Origin of the sequence: Promicromonospora umidemergens, from assembly GCF_024171995.1 — a bacterium.
Classification (GTDB): Bacteria; Actinomycetota; Actinomycetes; order Actinomycetales; family Cellulomonadaceae; genus Promicromonospora; species Promicromonospora umidemergens.
Genome location: NZ_JAMTCT010000022.1, coordinates 16,334 through 35,059, shown reverse-complemented (window position 1 = coordinate 35,059; position 18,726 = coordinate 16,334). Strand labels below are relative to the sequence as shown.

The window sequence follows — 18,726 nt, the reverse complement described above, 5'->3', positions numbered from 1 at the left end:
GTTGCAACGGGAGTCGGGTAGCGGTTGGATGGTCGGCATGTCAACGACGTCGATAGCGACCGTCGGCCTGGAAGCCGCGCCGAGCCGCCTCTCCGCTCGGCTGGCCACGCGCCCCGAGGCGCAGCGTGTGCTGGACCTCGCGCGCGACACCTTCATCGAGGGCTACCGCATCGACATGGGCCCACTGGCCGGGCAGCTCGGCGTCGACCGGACGTCGGTCTTCCGCTGGGTCGGCAACCGGGACGCGCTGCTCAGCGAGGTGCTGTGGTCGCTCGCCGTGCCCACGCTGGTGCAGGCCGAGCGCGCGACGGAGCACCTGACCGGCGCCGAGCGGCTCGCCGACCTCCTGACCACCTTCGCGCACGACCTGATCGTCGCCGACTACTTCCGCGCGTTCCTGCGCCGCGAGCCGGCCCGCTCCCTGCGGCTGCTCACCACCGCCGACAGCCCCATCCAGCAGCGTTTCGTCGCGACCGTCGAGTGGCTCGTGCTCCGCGACCTCGGCGAGCAGCCGTTCGGCGGCACCATCACCCCGGAGGAGCTCGCCTACCTGCTGGTGCGCGTTTCGGAGTCACTCACCTACGCGGACCTCATCACCGGCGACGAGCCCAGCCCGGAACGGGCGCGGACGGCGTTCCGCCACCTGCTGCGCGTGGGCTGAGCGGGTCGCTGAACGCGTCGACCGAACAGACCCCGCGGCGACGAAGCCCAGACTCTGGCTAAGCCCACGACGGCCGAACCGCAACCTACGTGTCGACCGGCGCGCAGCAGGACGCCGAACCGCAACCTGCGCGTCGGCCCGCGGTGATCAGGATGCCGAACCGCAACCTTCACGTCACCACCAGCGCCGAAACGCAAGACAGGTGTCGATCAAGGCCCTGATCGACCCTTATCTTGCAGATCGGCCACACGAGCCACGTGCAACTTGCGGCTCGGCACTCCAGAACTCACACGCGTCACGTGCAACTTGCGGCTCGGCACTCCACGACACACCCACGGCACTGACCGAACAGCCATCGGCACGACCCCAAACCAGCACCACCGCCAGCACCAGCACGCTCGAGATCCACCCGGCCGGGTCGCTGGCACCAGCCCCGGCGATTCGGCAGAGTGGGGCCATGGACTTCACTCGCCCCTACCCGCCGGACCCCTACACGCTGCTGCCCGCTCCCGCGACCTTCTCGCTGACGAGCAGCAACCTGACCGACGGCGAGCGCATGCCGGACGCACACGCCGCGCACGACCAGAACATCTCCCCCGCGCTGGAGTGGAGCGGCTCTCCCAAGGGCACCAAGTCGTTCGTCGTGACCTGCTACGACCCCGACGCTCCGACGCCGATGGGCTACCAGCACTGGACCGTCGTGGACCTCCCCGCCGATGTGACATCGCTCGACACCGGCGCGGGCGCACCCGACGGCTCGGGCCTGCCCGCCGGCGCGTTCCACACCCACAGCGACGGCCACACGCCGGGGTTCGAGGGCGCGGGCCCGCCGCCCGGCGATCACCCGCACCGGTACATCTTCGCCGTGCACGCCCTCTCCGTCGAACCAGGCGAGCTGGGGCTGGGCCCGGACAACACCAACGCGCAGGTGGCGTTCAACGTGTACTTCCACCTGCTGGGGCGCGCCACGCTGACGGCGACGTACAGCCGATGAGCGGGAACGCCACCCTGCCCACGCTGGGCGACCTGGTCTGGGCGCCCGCGCTGGAGCGCCCCGACCTCCTCGCCGAGCCGGTACGTGCAGCCCTGACTGCCTGGGCCGACGCCGACCCGCGGGTCGCCGGCCTCGTGGCCGTCACCGAGATCGACCCGGAGCACGCCGAGACGGCCACGCTCAACGAGCTGCACGGCCTGCCGCCGGAGGCGTCGGCCAACTGCGTGCTCGTGGCGGGCAAGCGGGGAGAGGACGAGCGCATCGCGGCCTGCGTCGTCCCTGCCAGCACGTTCGCCGACGTCAACAAGCGGGTGCGCAAGCTGCTCGACGTGCGCAAGGCGTCGTTCCTGCCGATGGACCGCGCGGTGGCCGAGTCGGGCATGGAGTACGGCGGCATCACCCCCGTCGGCCTGCCAGAGGGCTACCGCGTGCTCGTCGACTCCCGGTTCACCGAGGAGGGCACGATGGCGCTCATGGGCTCCGGCGTCCGACGGTCCAAGCTGCTCATGCCAGGGCCGTTGCTGTGCAGCATGCCGGGCGTCGAGGTGACGGAGGACCTTGGCACCACTCGCTGACGCCCCCGTGCTCGTGAGCGACCGTTGAGACTTCCTGCCCGCTTCAGGCGCGATGATCACGCCCACGACCAAGAGGGTCAGGCGGGGGCGACCTTGCCGCTCATCGCCGCGTCCATGCGCTCGGCGAACTCGGCGCCGTCGAACGGCACGTCGCCCCCGTCCGCAGACCCGCCCGGCACCAGGGCGGCTCGGACGTACCGGCGGAACTCCTCGCTGAGCTCGACGTAGTGCTGCAGGTGCGGACGAGGCGACGCCCCGTCCAGCGCCGACCGCAGCGTTTCGTTCGAATCACGCTCGGGGCCGTCTTCCACCGGTTCCTCTGACCCGGACCCCTCGGGATCGCCATAAGGGGCCGAGGGGTCGTGGTAGGGCGCCTCGCGGCTCGCGGCGAAACCACCGTGCTCGAAGAGCAGCTGGTGGCTGCGCTCGTTCGTGAGAAACTCGGCGAGCCGCCGGGCCGCCACCGGGTACCTGGACGCGGCGGACACGGCAAGGCTCTGCCCGCCGAGCACGCCACCGCCGGGCAGCGCCATGAACCCCACTTCGAACGGCACCGAGTCCTCGCCGCGCAGCAGGCGCAGCGCCCGCGGCCAGTGCCGCAGGAAGACCGCGCGCCCCCCGGCGAAGGCGGCCAGCGAGCCCTGCTCGTCGAACGCGAACGACGTCGCCGGGCCGCCCGACGGCGTGCGCAGGCCCTTCGCCAGGCTCGTGACGGCCGCACGGATCCCGTCGACGTCCTCGAAGACCGGTCGGTTCGTGGCGTCCACCGAGACGGCGTCCAAGCTCAGCAGGATCTCCCAGAGGTTGACCGTGAACCCCTCGTAGTCCGCCAGCTGCAGAGCGATCGGCGTATCCACGACCGGGCGGTCCAGCCCGCGCCGGTCGCCCCCGACCTCGGCGAAGACCTCGTGCGCGAACGTGTCCAGCTCGGCCCAGCTGGTATGCGCGGGGACCGGGCCGGTGCTGGGCGCCTCCTCACCCTTGGCCTTGTAGTACTCGTCGATCAGGTCGAGGTTGTAGTACAGCAGGCCGACGTCCGAGTTGAACGGCAGCGCGTACGTCGCGCCCTCCCAGGTCCCGGCGGCCCACGGCTTGCCAAGGAACCCGTCACCGGTCGCGCCGTCGAGCACCCGGAGGTAGCCGCTCTGCGCGAACTGCGGCACCCACGGGATGTCCAGGTTGTAGAGGTCGTAGCCGGGATCGCCCGCCTGCGCGGCAGACAGCATGGTGCTGTAGGCACGGTCTGCGTTGCTCGACACCTCGACGATCCGCGCGGGGTGGTCCACGTGCACCCGGTTCCAGAGGTCCACGAGCCGATGGCGCTGCCCACCTTCGGTCTCGTCGCGCCCGCTGAGGATCGTGAGCCCGTCCCCCAGCGAGAACGTCTCCAGGTCGGCAGCCCTGCCGAACAGCTGCTCGAACCCCAGCGGAAGGCCCGCGCCCACAAGGAGCCCGAGCGCACCACCGACGAAGAACCCGCGGCGGGTGGTCCAGGCGTGCGTTCCACCATCCGTCCCGCTGCCTGCCACACCGGAACCGTCAACGCCACCGGTCACGTCACCGACCTCCTAGCTGTCCGAACAGGCTGCCCAGCGTGCTCTCCAGCTCACCGAACGAGGTGTCCCAGCACTCGCCGTCCCACTCCGCCGCGATCTCCCGCAGCTCGCTCACCTGGCACGACGCCTCTCCCACCGCTACGACATAGACCCGGACGCCCGCTGCGGCCTCCGCGTGCGCCGAGCGCATCAGGTCCTGCGCCGACAGCTCGGCACCGGGACCTCCGCCCGGCCGGTTCTCCCCGTCGGTCAGGACGATCAGCGCGGTCAGGTGCCTGCGTGATGCGCCGTCCGGGTCCATACCGACCAGGTGGGACGTGCCGGCGTCGATCGCGTCGTACAGCGGCGTACGTCCGCCGGGCTCCAGCTCGCCCAGCAGCTCCGTCGCCTGAGCCTTGGCCTCGTCGATCCTGGTCAGGTCCATCTCGTCGTCGGGACTCGAACCGGCATCCCCGGAGAACGGCCAGATGCTCACCTCGTCCGACTCGTCGAGGTGCGTGAGCGCCCCCAGCACACCGCGCTTGGCGACGTTGAGGCGCAGCCGGTCGCCGTCCGCCGATCTGCCCATGGAGGCTGACGAGTCCACCAGCACCAGGACCCGTGCCGGACGCCGGGCTTCGTGGTAAAGATCCTCGATCGTTCCCATGCGCTCCGACCTCGCGCCCGGCTCGGCCGGCTCGACCACCGAGGCGTCCTTGAGGCCGGGCAACGGTCCGTCCGTGTCCGACGGCGGCTGCCCGTCCACGCCGCGCACCTTCGCCTCCTGAACGAGAGCCACCTGCCCCGCGTCCGTCTCGAGCCACTCGACGAAGGCGGTCGCCGCGTCGGCTCTGCGGTCGGAGGGCTGGGCGTCGGTCCAGGTGAGCCGCACTGCCTGGTAGTCGAGGCCGAGGGCGAGGGCGGAGCCGGGGTAGAACGGGACCAGGGCGGCGTCACCGTCGCCGCCCGCCGTGACGGGGCAGGCCGCGTCACGGTCGATCATCGCGCGCTCGCTGGTCAGCACCGCCACCCGAGGGGGCTCGCTCTCCGACACCTCGTCCAGCCGGCACAGCAGCGCGCCGTCGCTCCCGAACGGCAGGCCCACCCGTTCCAGGGCATGACCGAGGTCCAGCTCCAGCGCCTCGTGCGTCTCGGGCTCGGACCCTGCGTAGAGGAGCTCGGTGTGCAGCGCGGCGACGAAGGACGCGTCCGGGTTGGCCCGCACGACGTCGTGGCCCACCGTGCCGGCCGCGTCGACCAGCACGGGGACCGCGTCTTCGGGCAGCACGGCCGCGCGCAGCGCCAGCTCGTGCTGCTCCGGCACCGCGACGACCAGCGGCGAACGGGCCACGAGCGTCGGCTCGGCGATCGTGAAGCCGGTGCCGGCCCTCTGCGGGGCCGCCATCTCCACCTGGACCTCGGTCTCCGCCAGCCACACGTCCGGCCGGGGACCGAGCTCGAGCGTGGTCACGTCGTCGTCGCTCGCCGCTCCCCAGCCCGAGCCCAGCGCCGTGCGCAGCGCGGGCCACCCCATGCCGAACGTCGTCACGTGGTACCGGGGGCAGGAGAACGCCGTGGTCGAGTCCCGCTCGAAGGCGTCAGCGACCGCCGTGAAGCCGCCGACGCCGTCCTCCGGGACCACGACCGCCACCTCTGTCGGGTCCTCGCAGGACCGTGCGGACTCCAGAGCCACCGCCACGCCCGTCGAGCCGGCCAGGCCCACCACCGTCACCACGGCGACGACCAGCCGGTGGCTCCGCACCCACTTCCAGGCCGCCGCGAACCAGCGCGCATAGGTCCGCACCCGGACGAGAGCGGCCAGCCCTGCCAGGGCAAGCCCGACGATGACGACCAGAAGGACGATCTGGGTGCCCCGGTCCACGACGCCCATCGCGGCCGCGCAGATGCTGGCGGCCGCGCCGAGCACCACGACCGCCGTCGTCCGGTGGTCCCCCCACCACGGCCGGGCCCCGCCCTCCCGGCGCTCGTTCTTGTCTACCGGCTGCCCCATCGCACCCATACGTCCTCCCGAACGTCAGGGTCCGATATTTACCACATTGGCCTCGGCTTTTGCGGTCGAACGCGATATCGGGTGGGTGACGCGGGATGCAGCCGGACTCAGTTCTCCGCGCGGCCCTTGCGCCAGTAGCCCATGAACGCCACGGACTTGCGGTCCACCTGGCACTCGTTCACGAGATAGCGGCGCAGCGTCTTGATGACGCCTGCCTCGCCCGCGAGCCACGCGTACAGCACGGTGTCCTGAGCCAGGGGGCGGCCCGCCTCGTCGACCGGCACCTCCCAGAGGATCCCGGTGTCGATGTCGACGTCGTCCACCTCACCCGACAGGTGCACGCCGGCGGCGGTGAGGGAGGGCGCACTGTCCGACGACGGCCGCACACCCATCGCGAGCAGCCGGTCGGCGGCCTCCTGGACGGCGGGGACCAGCACGTCGCCGTGCTCCCGCCCGTCGCGCGCCAGCCAGTGCACGCGCACACCGTCGGGTGCGCCGAGCTGCCAGCCGTCCTCAGGGTGCGGCACCTCGAGGAAGATCTCTCCCACGGCGTCGGCGGGCAGGGACTCGCAGATCGCGGCGATGGCAGGCACCGCGGTCTCGTCACCCGCGAGCAGCAGCGCGTGGCTGGACGACGGCGGGGCGAACTCCACGCCCCCGTGCGTGCCCTCGTACTCGGCGTTGGGGCCCATGATGACCAGCGGGTCGCCGGCGGCAGCGTTGAGAGCCCAGCGCGACGCCGGGCCGGTGTCACCGTGCATGACGACGTCGACGTCGACCTCGCGCAGGTCCTGGCGCACCGTGCGGACCGTGTAAGTACGCATCGGGTTGCGCTGCTCGTCCGGGAGCGAGCGCCAGGCGGCGTACCAGTCGGGGTCGTCGCGGCGCAGGCCCTCCCAGCCGCCGCCAGGTGCCGGGAGGAGGAGCTTGATGCGTTGGTCGCGGCCGTTGTCCGCGAACTTGTGCAGGTCCGGGCCGCGGAACGTGAAGCGGACGAAGGACGGGCACAGGCGCGTCACGCGCGCTACCTCGACGTCGAACATTCGCGAGGGCTTGGCTTGGAGCCCCTCGGTCTTGGTGGTCACGACGGTGAGCCTAACCTAACTTTGTACCGCCTGTGCCACCCTCCATGCAGTGACCCTGGCCACCCGCACGGCCGCTCCGGCGCAATATCACGGATGGACAACGGAGGGGAAACAGGACGTCGGGGTTCCGGAGAGATCACCCCTTCCTCCGCAAAGTTAACCCTGTACAAAGGGTGCATCTTGCATCTCGGCCCCTTTTACTTGGAAGCGATCCCACGCAACGACCTTGCCCCTGGCGCGGCCGCCGTTCGCCGTCAGCGGCCGGCCGCACGCATACCTCGTACCCGCTGGAGAGCCCCCACCATGATCGACCACTTCGCGCTGGGCTGGGTCACGCCCATCATCTCGTTCCTGCTCTCGTGCGCCGGGTGCGCCGTCGGCCTGACCTGCACCGCCCGGGCGCGGGTCTCCCACGGTCTCGCGAGCACCGGCTGGCTCGCCCTCGGCGCCGTCTCCATCGGGGGCACCGGCATCTGGGTGATGCACTTCGTCGCCATGCTCGGGTTCCACGTGCGAGGCACCGAGACCCGCTTCGACGTCCCCCTGACGATCGCCAGCGGCCTGCTCGCCATCGCCGTCGTGGGCCTCGGCCTCTTCATCGTCCGCGCGGCGGGCGTCGGGCCCTTCGCGCTCGTCGGTGGGGGCATCGTCACGGGCCTGGGCATCTCGGCCATGCACTACCTGGGGATGCGTGCCGTCCACGTCGGTGTCGAGGTCACCTATGACCTGCCGACCGTGCTCATGTCGGTGCTCATCGGCATCGTCGCGGCGACAGCGGGCCTCTGGCTCTCGGCCAAGGTGCACAACTTCGCCGGGGTCGCCGGCGCCATGCTCATCATGGGCGTCGCTGTCTCCGGCATGCACTACACGGGCATGGCCGCCATGCGGGCCGAGGTCGTCACCGGCACGGTCATCATCCCGGACGGCGGCGTGTCCGTCGCCGCGCTGCTCGGCCCGCTGATCATCGGCGTCACCATCAGCACGATCCTGCTGCTCCTGGTGGTCGGCCTGGCACCCAGCGCGGCGGAGCTGGAGGCGCAGGAGAAGTTCAGGGGCTGGCAGGGCCGGCAGGAGGAGATCGAGCGCGAGGCCGCCGAGCCCCGACGCCGGTCCCAGCTGCTCTGACCGCCGGTCCCAGCTGCTCCGACGCGCTGCGCGGGTGACCTCGGGTCTCCCTGGAGAAGTCGTCCACCCGCGCCGTCGGCCACGCCATCTTCTGCGTGCCACGCCGTCCTCCACCGGATCCCGCTCGGATCGGTGGACCATGGCGTCCCTCGTGGACCATGGCGTGCTCGGGACCGGTCCCCGACCGAGCCCAATACTCTGCCCAAGGAGGTTGTGAGCCGCCCACAAGGAGGAAACTGTGATCTGGCCCCTTCGCTGGCGAACGCCGCGTGCGGCGATCAACGTGGGTGTACGCCGTGAGTCCCGAGGAGATGTCGCCGGGGCGCGGCGGGCGTTCCGGCAGGCGATCGACTCAGACAGTCACCACGGGACGCCCGCAGGCCTCTGGTGGATGGGAAACCTGTCGCGCGAGACGGGGCAGCACGACGAAGCTCGATCGTTCTTCCAGCGTGCAGTCGACTCGCGGCACGAGGCATGGGCACCACGCGCCGCAACCGAGATCGCGGACATGCTTGTTGCACAAGGCAAGACGTCCACGGCGCGCAGGTACTACCTCACCGCGATCGCATACGACACCCCGAGCAATGCTGGCGCCGTCTGGGCACAACGTGCTCGCGCGCGCCTCGACGCCATGCTGGATCAAGCTGGCCGCTGACGTGGGGCCTTCAGCCCGGCTGAACGGCGTCAGGCCGTCAGGCCACGGGTGCGGGTGGGAGTACGTCGAAGACGCTGGCCGGTTCATCGACGGCATCGAAGGAGAACCACGTCGCCGCGTGGACGACCTGCCGTGCGGTGGGCAGGACGGCGGTGAGCCGGCGTCGTCCGACGTAGTCCTCGAAGGCGAGAACATGCAGATACCCCGCGGCGGCCTCCTCGACCGGTGTCGGATCATCGGTGATGGCGGCCGTGAACGTGATCTCGACGCGCGGTGGGAGCGTCCCTGTCACCGGGACGACGCTCTGTCCGGTGCTGGAACGCACTCGTCCCGCGATGTGCTCGCGATCAGCCGCACCCAGGTGGGCCGGACCGGGGCGGGCCAGGAGAAGCTGCCCGCCCCCGCTCCTCGTGGTCGTCTCGGGGACCGCCGTCCAGCACACGTCAGCGGGCCCGACACCGAGGTCGGTGAGCGCCTCGCCGAACGCCTTGCCGACGGCGGGCGTCTCGACCGCCAGACCGGTGAACGCCTCGATCCTGCCGTCGATGTCCTCGGGGACGTCGAGGTCGATGACGACGCCGACCCAGTCGAGAGCCGGGGCCTCCGAGGCATGGGCGGTGAAGTCCGCCGGGTCGAACGTGGTGACGTGCTCGGCGACGGCAAGACAGAAGTCCTCGAGGTGCGGTCTCGTCTCGACCGTCTCGCGCCACTGGTCGAAGGGGAAGCTGGTCGCCGAGGCGAGCTCGGACAACGGGACCTGGGCGCGTCGCAGGAGGTCGGTGGTCATCCCGTGCTGCAGCTGGGAGCGTGCGTAGCGGCGGTATCCGGTGTCAGGATCGACCGATGCCGGTGCCAGGATGCCGCGCTCGGCATAGAGGCGGAGCGCCTTGGCGGTCAGGCCGGTCATCGCCTGGAAGCTGCCGGCGGTCAGGTCGTTCTTCTCGTTCGTCATGTGTCTCCTGTGCTGTCGGGGTATCGGCGTCCCTCAGCATGAGCGTCGCCCCTTGGGCGAGGTCAAGCAACGCTGCCCGGCGCGACGAAGGGCCCCTCGCCTGTCTGCGAGAGGCCCTTGCGCAGGCCGGCGGCGAGGCGTTGCCCGTGCCTTGCACAGAGAGCATCAGGTCGCCCGCACCGTTCACGCGTAGTCGACGGGGCCCTGGTTGGTTCAGCGATCGCCGTCCGGCACCCGCGTCGCCCAGGCAGCGACCGCCACGGCCGAGGCGACGTTCAGCGAGTCCACTCCCCCGGACATCGGGATCCGGACCGTCATGTCGCACCCGGCGATCGTGCGGGGCTTGAGCCCGTCGCCCTCCGTGCCGAGCACCAGGGCGAGCTTCTCGGGCGGGTCCGCCACCAGGTCGTCCAGGCTGATCGAGTCCTCCTCGAGCGCGAGCGCCCCCACCGTGAAGCCGTGCTCGCGCAAGGTCTGGATGCCACTGGGCCAGGGGTCGATCCGCGTCCACGGGACCTGGAAGACGGTACCCATCGAGACTCTGACCGCTCGCCGGTACAGCGGGTCCGCACAGCTCGGGGTGAACAGCACGACGTCCACCCCGAGAGCCGCGCACGCCCGCATCGCCGCGCCGATGTTGTGAAGGGTCACAATCCGCACAGGGGCGCATGAGAGGCGCGACAGCCTGCTCTTGACGCGCGCCGGCTGGGCTCGGCAAGACTCACCTTTCCCCGGACTACCAGGAGCGACACAGTCCGCGGATACGTCTGCGCCGGGTCCGCCGTGTTCAACAAACCTCCGCGCTCCCTGAACCCGCCGCTCGGTCGAGACCGTCATCGACACGTATCGTCGAGCCCCGTACACGGATGCTCGACATGGAGGCTGCGGAACACGGTGACGCTCATCGGCCTGGTACGGGTCACCGGCGACGCCCGCGACGCCGATCGGCAGCACGAGCTACTCGACCCGATCTGTGCACGCGTCTTCGAGGAGGAGGCGAGCCGACGGCGCCTGATCAAGAACCGCCCCCAGCTCCTGGCCGCGCTGGACCATCTGCGTCCAGGCGACATGCTCGTCGTCACGAGGGCCAAGCATCTCGCGCAGAGCATGCTGGAGGGCTTGAACGTGCTGAACGACCTGTTCGAGCAGGGAGTGGCGGTCAAGGTCCTCGAAGGCATCGCCGCTGGTGATCACACCAAACGCTCGCTCTTCCTGGACCAGGGCCGAGACATCGCCGAACTACGTCGCAGACTCCTCAGCCAGAGGATCAAGACCGGTCTGCAAGCGGCGCGCGAACGCGGTGATGTGGGCGGCCGACCGACAGTGGTCAACGACGTCAGGCGCGCCGGAATCCTGTCGCTTCGCAACCAGGGCGAGCCGATCCGCGCCATCGCACTAGCTGTCGGTGTCTCGGTCGGGACGGTGCACAACGTCCTCACCAGGGAGGAGTAGGGACACCGAGAGCCCTCTCTCAGTAGTTGTCAAGTCAAACGAGACGTGTACGTGTTGGTTATTTTGATGAGTGTGCTGTTCGTCTCATTGGGTCGTTGATCGCTGCTTTTTCGGGCAATCGTTCAGGACCTGCTGGCGCTGGGCCTGGACGGCGCCGGCGGTTCCGTAGTGGGGCATTCATGCCCGACGCTGTCGGCGCATATCGCTCCCGAGTCCGACGGACTCGTCACCGACGATGTCAGCTTCGGCAGCTCGCCACTACGTCGTTGCAGGTCAGTTCACCCGTGCAGATGCGTGACACACTCTCATGCGTCTCGTAGATTATCGCCGTGGCCGACGTCGTCGATGGCACTGATAAACCTACACAGGCGATCTTGTCGACCGCCCCGGTCGAAGACAGCGGAGCTGCGACCGCCGCACGGTATGAGTGGCAGGTCGCGATGGCTGCCGTTGATGTCCTGAGGGCCTATGCCGACTGGCTTGAGGCGAAGCGCTCGAAGGGCTTCAACTTCCAGCTGACCTGTGAGTGGCACGAGGACTGGATCGTTCATCGCGGCGGACAGGTCGAGATCGTCTCAGCAAAACATCGTGAACCGCAGGTTGGGGCTATCACCTCATACCGCAGCCTGCTGAACGACGCCGGTGTGCTGCACCTCCTGCGGAATTGGTTGTGCCACAACAAGGCGGTGACATGTCGGCTGGTCACCACTTCTGAGCTCGGGGGCGATGCCCGCGACGTAGGCAGGGCGTGCCACGACTTCAATACCCGGGGTGTCAACGACGTCAGCATCGGGGGGCACGCGGACACGCTCGACAAGTTCATCGGCGCCGCCAGGAGGCTTGACAACGGTCTGCCGTTGGATCGGCTCTCCACTGCCGAGTTCCTCTCTGGTCTCCACATCGACGGCAACAAGCCACACCGGGACCACGTCAAGTACATGGCGCCGTCTGCGTATGCCGAGCCAGTAGCTGCCCTGCTAGACCGGCCCGGATCGGGAGGGGCCATTTGGCAGGCGGTCCTGTCGGTGGTTCGACCAAAGATGCAGGGCGATGGCCCTACCCCTCGTGCGGCCCTGCCAACTTCGAGCAACGGGTCGCTCGCGGCAACGGTCGAGAAGCGCGTGGTGTCGCTCCCCGAGATCGACCTGGCGGTGTCCGTGGCGCTTGAGCGAGCCGATGGCTACGGACCGCCTCCACGCGTCTACGACTCGTCGAACCTCGGAATCAAACTGACCGTCGGGGAACTGTCCGACAACGTCATCGCGCACGCCCGACGTCTGCGTACTCGCTACTTCCGAATCCGGGATGCCGCATTCGATGTCCCTGGCGAGCAGGATCGCTTCGAAACCGTTGAACTCCGGCTGCTACGACTCGTCCGTGAGGTCGAACGAACAACCGGGACCAACTCCGCGCTGTGGCATGAGCTGGAACAACGGCTTGAGTCGCTGGCCGGCACCGTCGAGTTCAACGAGCTCGACATCGACAACCTGACTGGCGCTATCGCCGACTTGTGCGAACAGTGCGAGGTGTGGTTCTCGGACCGCTTCGACGTCGCCGCGGCTCGAGACCGAATCGCTGCGGGAGGTCGGCCATGACTGACGAATCGCGAGTTGTCGACGACACCGCCTATCACGAGGCGCGAGTGCTCCTCCTGATCGATGCCGCGTGTCAGGCGCCTGGCTCCAATGGCGTGCTGAACGGGCTGACCAAGCTTGCCAAGATGGACTTCCTGGTCCGCTACCCCCATGTCGTCGGGCGGGTGATCGACGACGCGGTCGACATCCCTGCGGCCGACGATGATCCTGCTGTGATCGACGATCCGATGATCCGGTACAAGTACGGCCCCTGGGACGACCGCTACTACGACGTGCTCGGCCGCCTGCTCAGCCGCGGTCTCGTCACCGCTACCAAGGGCCAGCGGGGCGCGCTCAAGTTCAAGTCGACCCACGCGGGGCATGAGACAGCGGGCGAACTGGCCAGTCGTAGCGAGTGGAACACCGTCATGCAGGCATGTACTCGCATTGCATCGCTCACCAGCACGATGACCGGGAACCAACTCAAGAACATGATCTACGAGCGTCTACCTGACCTCATGGACCGCAGCCATCGGGAGGTGATCGCATGACGAAGTTCCGTCTGGAGAGGATCCAGATCAACACCGTGAAGGACGAGTTCTTCTACCAGTTCGACCGCGACCTCACGGTACTGGCCGGTCCGACCGGTGTCGGCAAGACGACGCTGTTCGAACTCATCAAGCACGGCATCGGCGGCAACGCGCACCTCTCGCCCGTCGTCGAGTCGGTCACCGACGTGCACCTGACCATCCAGATCGGGGACCGCCGCCTGCGACTCTCGCGGGCCATCGCCAGCAAGCCGAGTAAGACCGTACGTGTCGAGGACCTTGGGCGCGGCGTCCGGCTTGACGATCACCGCGTCGATGCCGAGCCCAAGATCAGTGACCTGCTCATGGCCGCCATGGGCCTCCCGACAGACGCCCGGGCGGCGGCCAGTGGCAGCAGCATGAGGGCTGGCGACCTGATCACCTTCAACGACGTCTTTCGGTTCATGTACGTCTCCCAGGACGTCATGAACCGATCGATCGCCGGCTCGGACGAAGCCCCGCTCGACCTCAAGCGGCGCAAGACGTTCGAGCTGATGTTCGGCCTAGTCAACACTGAGATGCTCGCCTTCCAGTCCCGCATCAACATCATCAAGGGCGAGATCAACGAAGCGAAGAAGGCCCTCACGATCGCGAAGGACGTCGTGAAGTCGAGTGGTACCACCAGCCGGTTCGACGCTCAGATCGCCCTCGACAAGGCCAGGAGCGAAGAGGAGCAAGCCGCGCAGACTATCGAGCTGCTGCGCAACGAGCTCGACGAGTTCTTCGACGACCGCACACAGACACTTCGGCGGCTCCTCAGCGAGGCCGACCGTGACGTCACACATATCGCTGACACGGCTGCCGCACTCGCGGCGAGCCGCAGGGAACTGGAGCTGGAACGTCAGCGGCTGAGCCGCTCACGAGAGCGTCTGCTGCGCGCCTCCAGCGCGACAGAGCTCATCGGGCTCATCGAGTTTGTGAACTGTCCTCGATGCTCGCAGGCGCTTAACCAGCGCGAGGTGCCGCAGGACGCCTGCCCGGTCTGCCTGCAGGAAGACCCAACGTCAGTACGCAAGAAGCGGCCGGCCGAGGCTGAGATCAAGCGAATCGACGACCAGATCGAGCAGCTGGCGCAGCAGCTGAACATCATCACAGAGCAGACAGGGCAGGTCCGGCACACCCTACGCAAACGCGAAGGACTCGTCGCCGACCTGTCCCGAGAGATCGACGAGCGCACCAAGACGGTGGCGACGCCACGGCTTCAGCGGTACGCCGACGCCGTCGGCCAGCGCGAGAAAGGTCGCGCGAATCAACAGCGCTACGAAGCACTGCTCCGCCAGTGGGACCAAGTGCAGGAAATCGCCGACACAGCAGAACGGCTTCAACAGGAGCAGACGGAGGCCAGGGCGCGGCTCAGGGAACTTGAAGCCAACGCCGCTGAACGCCGCCAGCTGCTCGTTGAACTGCTCGCCGACCGCTTCAACGTCGTCGTTGGACACTTCGGCATCCCCGCCGTAGAGCGAGCCAAGATCGATCCGAAAACCTACCTACCAACCTTCGCTGACAAGACGTTCGCTCAGGTAAGCAAAGGCGGAGGGATCATCACCCTCACACAGCTGGCCTACTGGCTCGCGGTGAACACCGTCGCGCTCGAAGAGTCGAGGAACTGGACCGACGTCCACTACCCCTCGTTCCTCCTCATGGACACACCACGACTCGCACTCGGCGACCAGGAAGAACTAGCCGACCGCGTCTATAGCAGGTTTGAGATGGATGTCATGTCATTCGAGAAGAGCAAGGCGCAGATCATCATCGCCGACAACAAGCCACCCAGAAATTTGGACAGCCGGTTCCAGATGATCACCTTCGACTACAACAACCCCACGATCAAGGGGATCGCACACCCTGGCCCGGCCGGCGTCAAGCGAATCCCGCCGGAATAGCGTCAGGTCGACGGCCGGATCCCGCGGTGCAGCACGGAATCAGGATCGAGGTCGGCACCGGGATCCCACCACGTCCGAAGGAGCATCGGACCGCCGCTCCGGCGACCGCGGAGGACCACAAGGAATGAACGCGTACCTCTTCGACGTCGCCGCCGTGTTCGCCCGCTTCTACGACGCCTGCACCGTACTCAAGGCAGAAGACTCTGCTACCCGGGACAACCGGATCGCTCTGACCGACCTCACCGGCCGAACCCTGGCAACAGGACTCGACTACTGGGCATCACCGCGCCTGCATGCTGCCGCGCCGAATCCGGCGCGGCAGCATCCATGCCTACAGAAGTCCGTGACTTCCGCGGCCCGCCGCTAGTTCCCGACCCGGTCGGTCACGACGAGCCCAGTCCCCTCAAGGGGATCGCCGACGACCGCTGTGGTCCAGGAGGCGACCTGGTCGTGAGTGACTTCGAGCAGCTTTGCGATCTCGGTAGGCGCAGGAGACTCTGAGAAGCCGGCATCGAGGAATGTTGTCCCAGTCGACCCGATCGGGTAGCCCTCCTCGTCCACCTCGTCGGTCACCCACCGGCCCAGGGAGATCCCCCACCGGCCCTGGCCCGCATCGTCCTCAGACAGCAACGGACCGATCTCGAGATAGAAGCGGTCCTCAGCCAGCGGATCTCCGTCGATGGGCTCGACGAAAAAGTCGAACCCATCCAGTCCGAGTGCCACGTCAGCACGGGGGGAGCGCTGCTTGTACACATCAAGCATCATCCGAAGGTCGTCGACGGCTTGCTGACGCTCTGCGTCCGTGAAGGACGCTTCATGTCGATCGAGGTACATCCGGTCACGGTCGCCAAGGCCGTACTCAGCGGCGTAGACGAACGGCTCCTCGTGCTCCCAGATGCGCCGCTCGTCGTCTCGGGCAGGCGGCTCGGCACCCTCCCACTCTTCGGCCAGCCCAGACCGCAGCCAAGTGGCCTCGGTCTCAAGCTCCGCTTCGATTGCCGTCCGAACCGGAGGAGGCGCTGCCTCCAGCGCGGCATCGAGATCGGTCAGCGCGCTGTGCAACAGCCAGGTTGTCATGACGTACCAGAGGCTGTGAGCCCCCACAAGAAGGTGCTGACGTGCCACGGGATCGGTCAGCGCGGCGATGTGGTCAGCCGGGAAGCGGCCCACAGGTCCATGACGGGTGTCCCAGAAGCTCACAGGGATCGTCGCACTCGCCGATACCCTGTTCAGCGCCTCCACGATCGGCTCCGCCAGGTCGACGGACTCCACGCTCGTCACCGTGGACGAGGTGAGACCAGACTGCCCACGAAAGGTCGCCAAGATCTGCACCTTGCCCCGCTGGGGATGGTGGGAATAGATGGTCATCGCAAGTACACCCTTCCAGCCAGCGGCACAAGCGCACGCCAGCCAGCAACAAAGAAGATGGAAGAGCGGCGGTGGCGCAGGCGCGATCCAACGCTCCGTGCCGCGAGAACTGTCGGCGGTTGTTCAGGTTCGATCCCGAACTCCTTGCCCACCTCCACGCTACAACATCCAGCTCGTCTTAGACCAGGACGACGTGGTCTGCCCCAACGGCCCTCTGCAGCCTGACCACCACAGGTCTACGGCCAAGTCGCTCGCCCTCCGACCTCGATGGCGCGGGACTTACCGAACCGAGGCTAGGTGTCACCCATCCGTGCAGTAGTCCCGACGACGTCCCCTGCTCCGTCTGCGGCGAGTTAGTGGACGATCACTTTGTTTGTCGGTGAGGAGAACGACCACGTCTACGAGAGCACGATCTGACGCGAGTTTGTGAGTAGCTAGGGTGGTGCCATGGACCATAGCGAGGGCCAGCAACACGACGTGCGGGCGGAGATTCTGCGGGCGACGGTCGATGAGAGCAATGTCGCTGCTCGGAATAAGTTCGCATCGACAATCCTGGACGTCCTGATCAACGTCACGGACTGGATCGCAGTCGACTCCTGGATCGGCGGTGGAAAAGTCGAGGATCCTCACCACGACATGACGCGCGATCAAGAAACTCTGCTTGCGTTTCGCGGCGTGGCCACTGTGGCGTGCATGAGCGTTGAACTGGCAGAGGCGGCAGTAACCATGGCGGCGAGGCGGCGGTACTACGCAGTGGGGGCAGTGGTCCGCCAGCTGATTGAGTGCGAATACTTGCTAACACTTTTCTGCAGCGATCTCGACCACGCCCGCCGATGGGGCGAGAGCACTCCAACTGAAATCCGGAACTCGTTCTCGCCACAAAAGATGCGGAACCTTGTGGGCAAATTCTCGAATGAGGAGTACTGGGGTCACTGTGAGGTCGGTGGTCATCCGGCTCCCAACGGTGCGAGGTTGCTGGAGAAGCTGGATCCGGCTCGTCAGACCTGGCCGGTCGCCGGTGCTGAATTGGCGATCGATCTGGGTCTTCACCTCCGACGGATTTGGAGCGCAGTCGACGCGCTGTTGATTGGGCACCACGTTCGATACGAACGGGTTCGTGGCGATCAACGAAGACGTGCCGAAGAGGCCTGGGTCACTTGGCGTGCAAGCGATCCGGTCGTTGAGGCACTGACGGCCACTACGACCTCTACCTGATCGATGACGCCGGCGAGGCCATCGAGTAGCCCGAAGTCAGGCTTTCTCGTCACTGGTGTACGTCCATTTCTTTCCCGTCTGGCGATACTGCTCGACCGCAGCAGTCCCTAGAGGTGCTTTCGTACGTTGAATACTGCAGGTCCCCCTTTGAGGATGTTCTCGACGAGGGCGCGGATCGTGCGGTCATCAAGGGATCCGACGCCGTCTATTATCGGCCGTCCACGCTGTCCGTCACCTCCAAGAGCACGATCAGTTCAGCGTCGCCGAGGACGGAGACGTTGGCACTGCGGGTGCTCGTGATGATCTGCCTGGTTCCCCTTGAGCTCACGCAACTCGCTCACCACGCCGTCGTGCACGAACCGGTTGTCGAAGCCGTCTTCGGGCTGATCGATGACCAGCGGCGCAGCGGATGCGCCAAGGGGCAGCAGCGACACAGTCGCCCGCTGCCCCTTGGAAAGATCGTCCATGCTTCGGATGTGACTGCCGGTGTCACCCGTCCGGGCGGCAGCCCCGCCGGTATGCCACGGATCCGCTCAGGCCTTGGTGTTTGCCACCCACGACGTGGCGTGCTGAGCCAGCCAGTCTCGGAGGGCTTTCTCTGTCCACCGCGAGATAGGTTGTGGAGGTTTGCTGACGCTAGAACGCAATGGATCTGCTCTCCCGCTCGCAAGTACCCGCTTGTACGCGGCGTGGCCGGAAAAGTGGTACGACGGGTGACCATGCGTGTATGTGACGATCGTCGGATCCTGGCCGGTCGCGCGGTCTGGTACCCGCAGGCCTTGCTCTCGTGCGACTTCGCGCACTTGCTCACGTAGGACAACGAGTTGCAACGCCGCGTCGTCCCGGCTGGTCTTCTGCCTCAACGCAGTCGACTTGGCAGCAACACGACGCAAAGCGGCTGGCACGCGTTTAACGATCCAGGAGACGCCGACCACAATCAGACCGCCGACGACGGTCACGATCAGGCCAGCGAAGATGGCGTCCTTCACGGGCGCACCACGAGCGCGGACTCATCTTCCCCAGTGGTCAGAGGGTGGTCCTGGCGGCTGGCGGC

General features: G+C 67.5%; 17 protein-coding genes and 2 pseudogenes. 11 read left to right on the top strand and 8 right to left on the bottom strand.

The features are described from left to right. Window positions 1-37: 37 nt before the first annotated feature. The 3 genes from APR04_RS24875 (at window position 38) to APR04_RS24865 (ending at window position 2,230) form a co-directional block, all read left to right on the top strand. Window positions 38-661 (top strand): QsdR family transcriptional regulator, encoded by a 624-nt coding sequence (locus APR04_RS24875; protein ID WP_253875782.1) that lies wholly within the window; start codon window positions 38-40, stop codon window positions 659-661. Between the two features lie 457 nt (window positions 662-1,118). After that, window positions 1,119-1,655, top strand: a complete 537-nt coding sequence (locus tag APR04_RS24870; RefSeq protein WP_253875780.1) for a YbhB/YbcL family Raf kinase inhibitor-like protein — start codon at window positions 1,119-1,121, stop codon at window positions 1,653-1,655. Then, entirely contained in the window at window positions 1,652-2,230 is a 579-nt protein-coding gene (locus APR04_RS24865) for a YbaK/EbsC family protein (RefSeq protein ID WP_253875777.1), read from the top strand. Before APR04_RS24870 ends, APR04_RS24865 begins: the two co-directional genes overlap by 4 nt. 77 nt (window positions 2,231-2,307) lie before the next feature. Here the strand turns inward: APR04_RS24865 and APR04_RS24860 are convergent, their stop codons facing one another. From APR04_RS24860 to APR04_RS24850, 3 genes are all read right to left on the bottom strand, one after another. After that, on the bottom strand, window positions 2,308-3,786 hold the full coding sequence (locus APR04_RS24860; protein ID WP_253875774.1) for an extracellular solute-binding protein: 1,479 nt from the start codon (window positions 3,784-3,786) through the stop codon (window positions 2,308-2,310). A gap of 1 nt (window position 3,787) precedes the next feature. Beyond that, on the bottom strand, window positions 3,788-5,776 hold the full coding sequence (locus APR04_RS24855) for a vWA domain-containing protein (protein WP_253875772.1): 1,989 nt from the start codon (window positions 5,774-5,776) through the stop codon (window positions 3,788-3,790). 107 nt (window positions 5,777-5,883) lie between these two features. Then, on the bottom strand, window positions 5,884-6,861 hold the full coding sequence (locus APR04_RS24850) for a siderophore-interacting protein (RefSeq protein WP_253875769.1): 978 nt from the start codon (window positions 6,859-6,861) through the stop codon (window positions 5,884-5,886). Between the two features lie 303 nt (window positions 6,862-7,164). Between APR04_RS24850 and APR04_RS24845 the strand changes: the two genes are divergently transcribed. Beyond that, on the top strand, window positions 7,165-7,986 hold the full coding sequence (locus APR04_RS24845; RefSeq protein ID WP_253875766.1) for an MHYT domain-containing protein: 822 nt from the start codon (window positions 7,165-7,167) through the stop codon (window positions 7,984-7,986). A 238-nt stretch (window positions 7,987-8,224) separates the two neighbouring features. Then, on the top strand, window positions 8,225-8,641 hold the full coding sequence (locus APR04_RS24840; RefSeq protein ID WP_253875763.1) for a tetratricopeptide repeat protein: 417 nt from the start codon (window positions 8,225-8,227) through the stop codon (window positions 8,639-8,641). Between the two features lie 37 nt (window positions 8,642-8,678). Here the strand turns inward: APR04_RS24840 and APR04_RS24835 are convergent, their stop codons facing one another. Both APR04_RS24835 and APR04_RS24830 read right to left on the bottom strand, forming a co-directional pair. Continuing rightward, entirely contained in the window at window positions 8,679-9,593 is a 915-nt protein-coding gene (locus APR04_RS24835) for a MerR family DNA-binding transcriptional regulator (protein WP_253875761.1), read from the bottom strand. A 213-nt stretch (window positions 9,594-9,806) separates the two neighbouring features. Then, window positions 9,807-10,247: pseudogene (locus tag APR04_RS24830) on the bottom strand (TrmH family RNA methyltransferase); the annotation flags it as partial. Window positions 10,248-10,487: 240 nt separating this feature from the next. On the opposite strand from APR04_RS24830, the gene APR04_RS24825 reads away from it, so the two are divergent. The 5 genes from APR04_RS24825 to APR04_RS31380 all read left to right on the top strand — a co-directional run bounded on the left by APR04_RS24825 (window position 10,488) and on the right by APR04_RS31380 (window position 15,456). Further along, entirely contained in the window at window positions 10,488-11,045 is a 558-nt protein-coding gene (locus tag APR04_RS24825) for a recombinase family protein (RefSeq protein WP_253875758.1), read from the top strand. A 329-nt stretch (window positions 11,046-11,374) separates the two neighbouring features. Beyond that, window positions 11,375-12,640 (top strand): DUF4297 domain-containing protein, encoded by a 1,266-nt coding sequence (locus tag APR04_RS24820; RefSeq protein WP_253875755.1) that lies wholly within the window; start codon window positions 11,375-11,377, stop codon window positions 12,638-12,640. After that, window positions 12,637-13,170, top strand: a complete 534-nt coding sequence (locus APR04_RS24815; protein WP_253875752.1) for a hypothetical protein — start codon at window positions 12,637-12,639, stop codon at window positions 13,168-13,170. Before APR04_RS24820 ends, APR04_RS24815 begins: the two co-directional genes overlap by 4 nt. Beyond that, on the top strand, window positions 13,167-15,089 hold the full coding sequence (locus tag APR04_RS24810; RefSeq protein WP_253875749.1) for a hypothetical protein: 1,923 nt from the start codon (window positions 13,167-13,169) through the stop codon (window positions 15,087-15,089). The genes APR04_RS24815 and APR04_RS24810 overlap by 4 nt, the downstream gene beginning before the upstream one ends. Beyond that, a complete protein-coding gene (locus APR04_RS31380) occupies window positions 15,052-15,456 on the top strand; it encodes a DALR anticodon-binding domain-containing protein (protein ID WP_345376038.1) in 405 nt (134 codons plus the stop codon). The genes APR04_RS24810 and APR04_RS31380 overlap by 38 nt, the downstream gene beginning before the upstream one ends. Here the strand turns inward: APR04_RS31380 and APR04_RS24800 are convergent. Next, window positions 15,453-16,361 (bottom strand): hypothetical protein, encoded by a 909-nt coding sequence (locus tag APR04_RS24800; protein ID WP_253875743.1) that lies wholly within the window; start codon window positions 16,359-16,361, stop codon window positions 15,453-15,455. The two genes, APR04_RS31380 and APR04_RS24800, sit on opposite strands and share 4 nt — an antisense overlap. A gap of 543 nt (window positions 16,362-16,904) precedes the next feature. Here APR04_RS24800 and APR04_RS24795 point away from each other — a divergent pair. Further along, window positions 16,905-17,672 (top strand): hypothetical protein, encoded by a 768-nt coding sequence (locus tag APR04_RS24795; protein WP_253875740.1) that lies wholly within the window; start codon window positions 16,905-16,907, stop codon window positions 17,670-17,672. Window positions 17,673-17,779: 107 nt separating this feature from the next. Here the strand turns inward: APR04_RS24795 and APR04_RS31375 are convergent. Both APR04_RS31375 and APR04_RS24785 read right to left on the bottom strand, forming a co-directional pair. Continuing rightward, window positions 17,780-18,145, bottom strand: a pseudogene (locus tag APR04_RS31375) (TrlF family AAA-like ATPase); the annotation flags it as partial. Window positions 18,146-18,205: 60 nt separating this feature from the next. Next, a complete protein-coding gene (locus tag APR04_RS24785; RefSeq protein ID WP_253875735.1) occupies window positions 18,206-18,661 on the bottom strand; it encodes a hypothetical protein in 456 nt (151 codons plus the stop codon). Window positions 18,662-18,726: the final 65 nt, after the last annotated feature.

Bases quoted from the DNA above. Each gene is read 5' to 3' on its own strand.
- APR04_RS24875 (WP_253875782.1), top strand. From the start codon at position 38: ATGTCAACGACGTCGATAGCGACCGTCGGCCTGGAAGCCGCGCCGAGC.
- APR04_RS24870 (WP_253875780.1), top strand. From the start codon at position 1,119: ATGGACTTCACTCGCCCCTACCCGCCGGACCCCTACACGCTGCTGCCC.
- APR04_RS24865 (WP_253875777.1), top strand. From the start codon at position 1,652: ATGAGCGGGAACGCCACCCTGCCCACGCTGGGCGACCTGGTCTGGGCG.
- APR04_RS24855 (WP_253875772.1), bottom strand. From the start codon at position 5,776: ATGGGGCAGCCGGTAGACAAGAACGAGCGCCGGGAGGGCGGGGCCCGG.
- APR04_RS24845 (WP_253875766.1), top strand. From the start codon at position 7,165: ATGATCGACCACTTCGCGCTGGGCTGGGTCACGCCCATCATCTCGTTC.
- APR04_RS24835 (WP_253875761.1), bottom strand. From the start codon at position 9,593: ATGACGAACGAGAAGAACGACCTGACCGCCGGCAGCTTCCAGGCGATG.
- APR04_RS24815 (WP_253875752.1), top strand. From the start codon at position 12,637: ATGACTGACGAATCGCGAGTTGTCGACGACACCGCCTATCACGAGGCG.
- APR04_RS24810 (WP_253875749.1), top strand. From the start codon at position 13,167: ATGACGAAGTTCCGTCTGGAGAGGATCCAGATCAACACCGTGAAGGAC.
- APR04_RS24795 (WP_253875740.1), top strand. From the start codon at position 16,905: ATGGACCATAGCGAGGGCCAGCAACACGACGTGCGGGCGGAGATTCTG.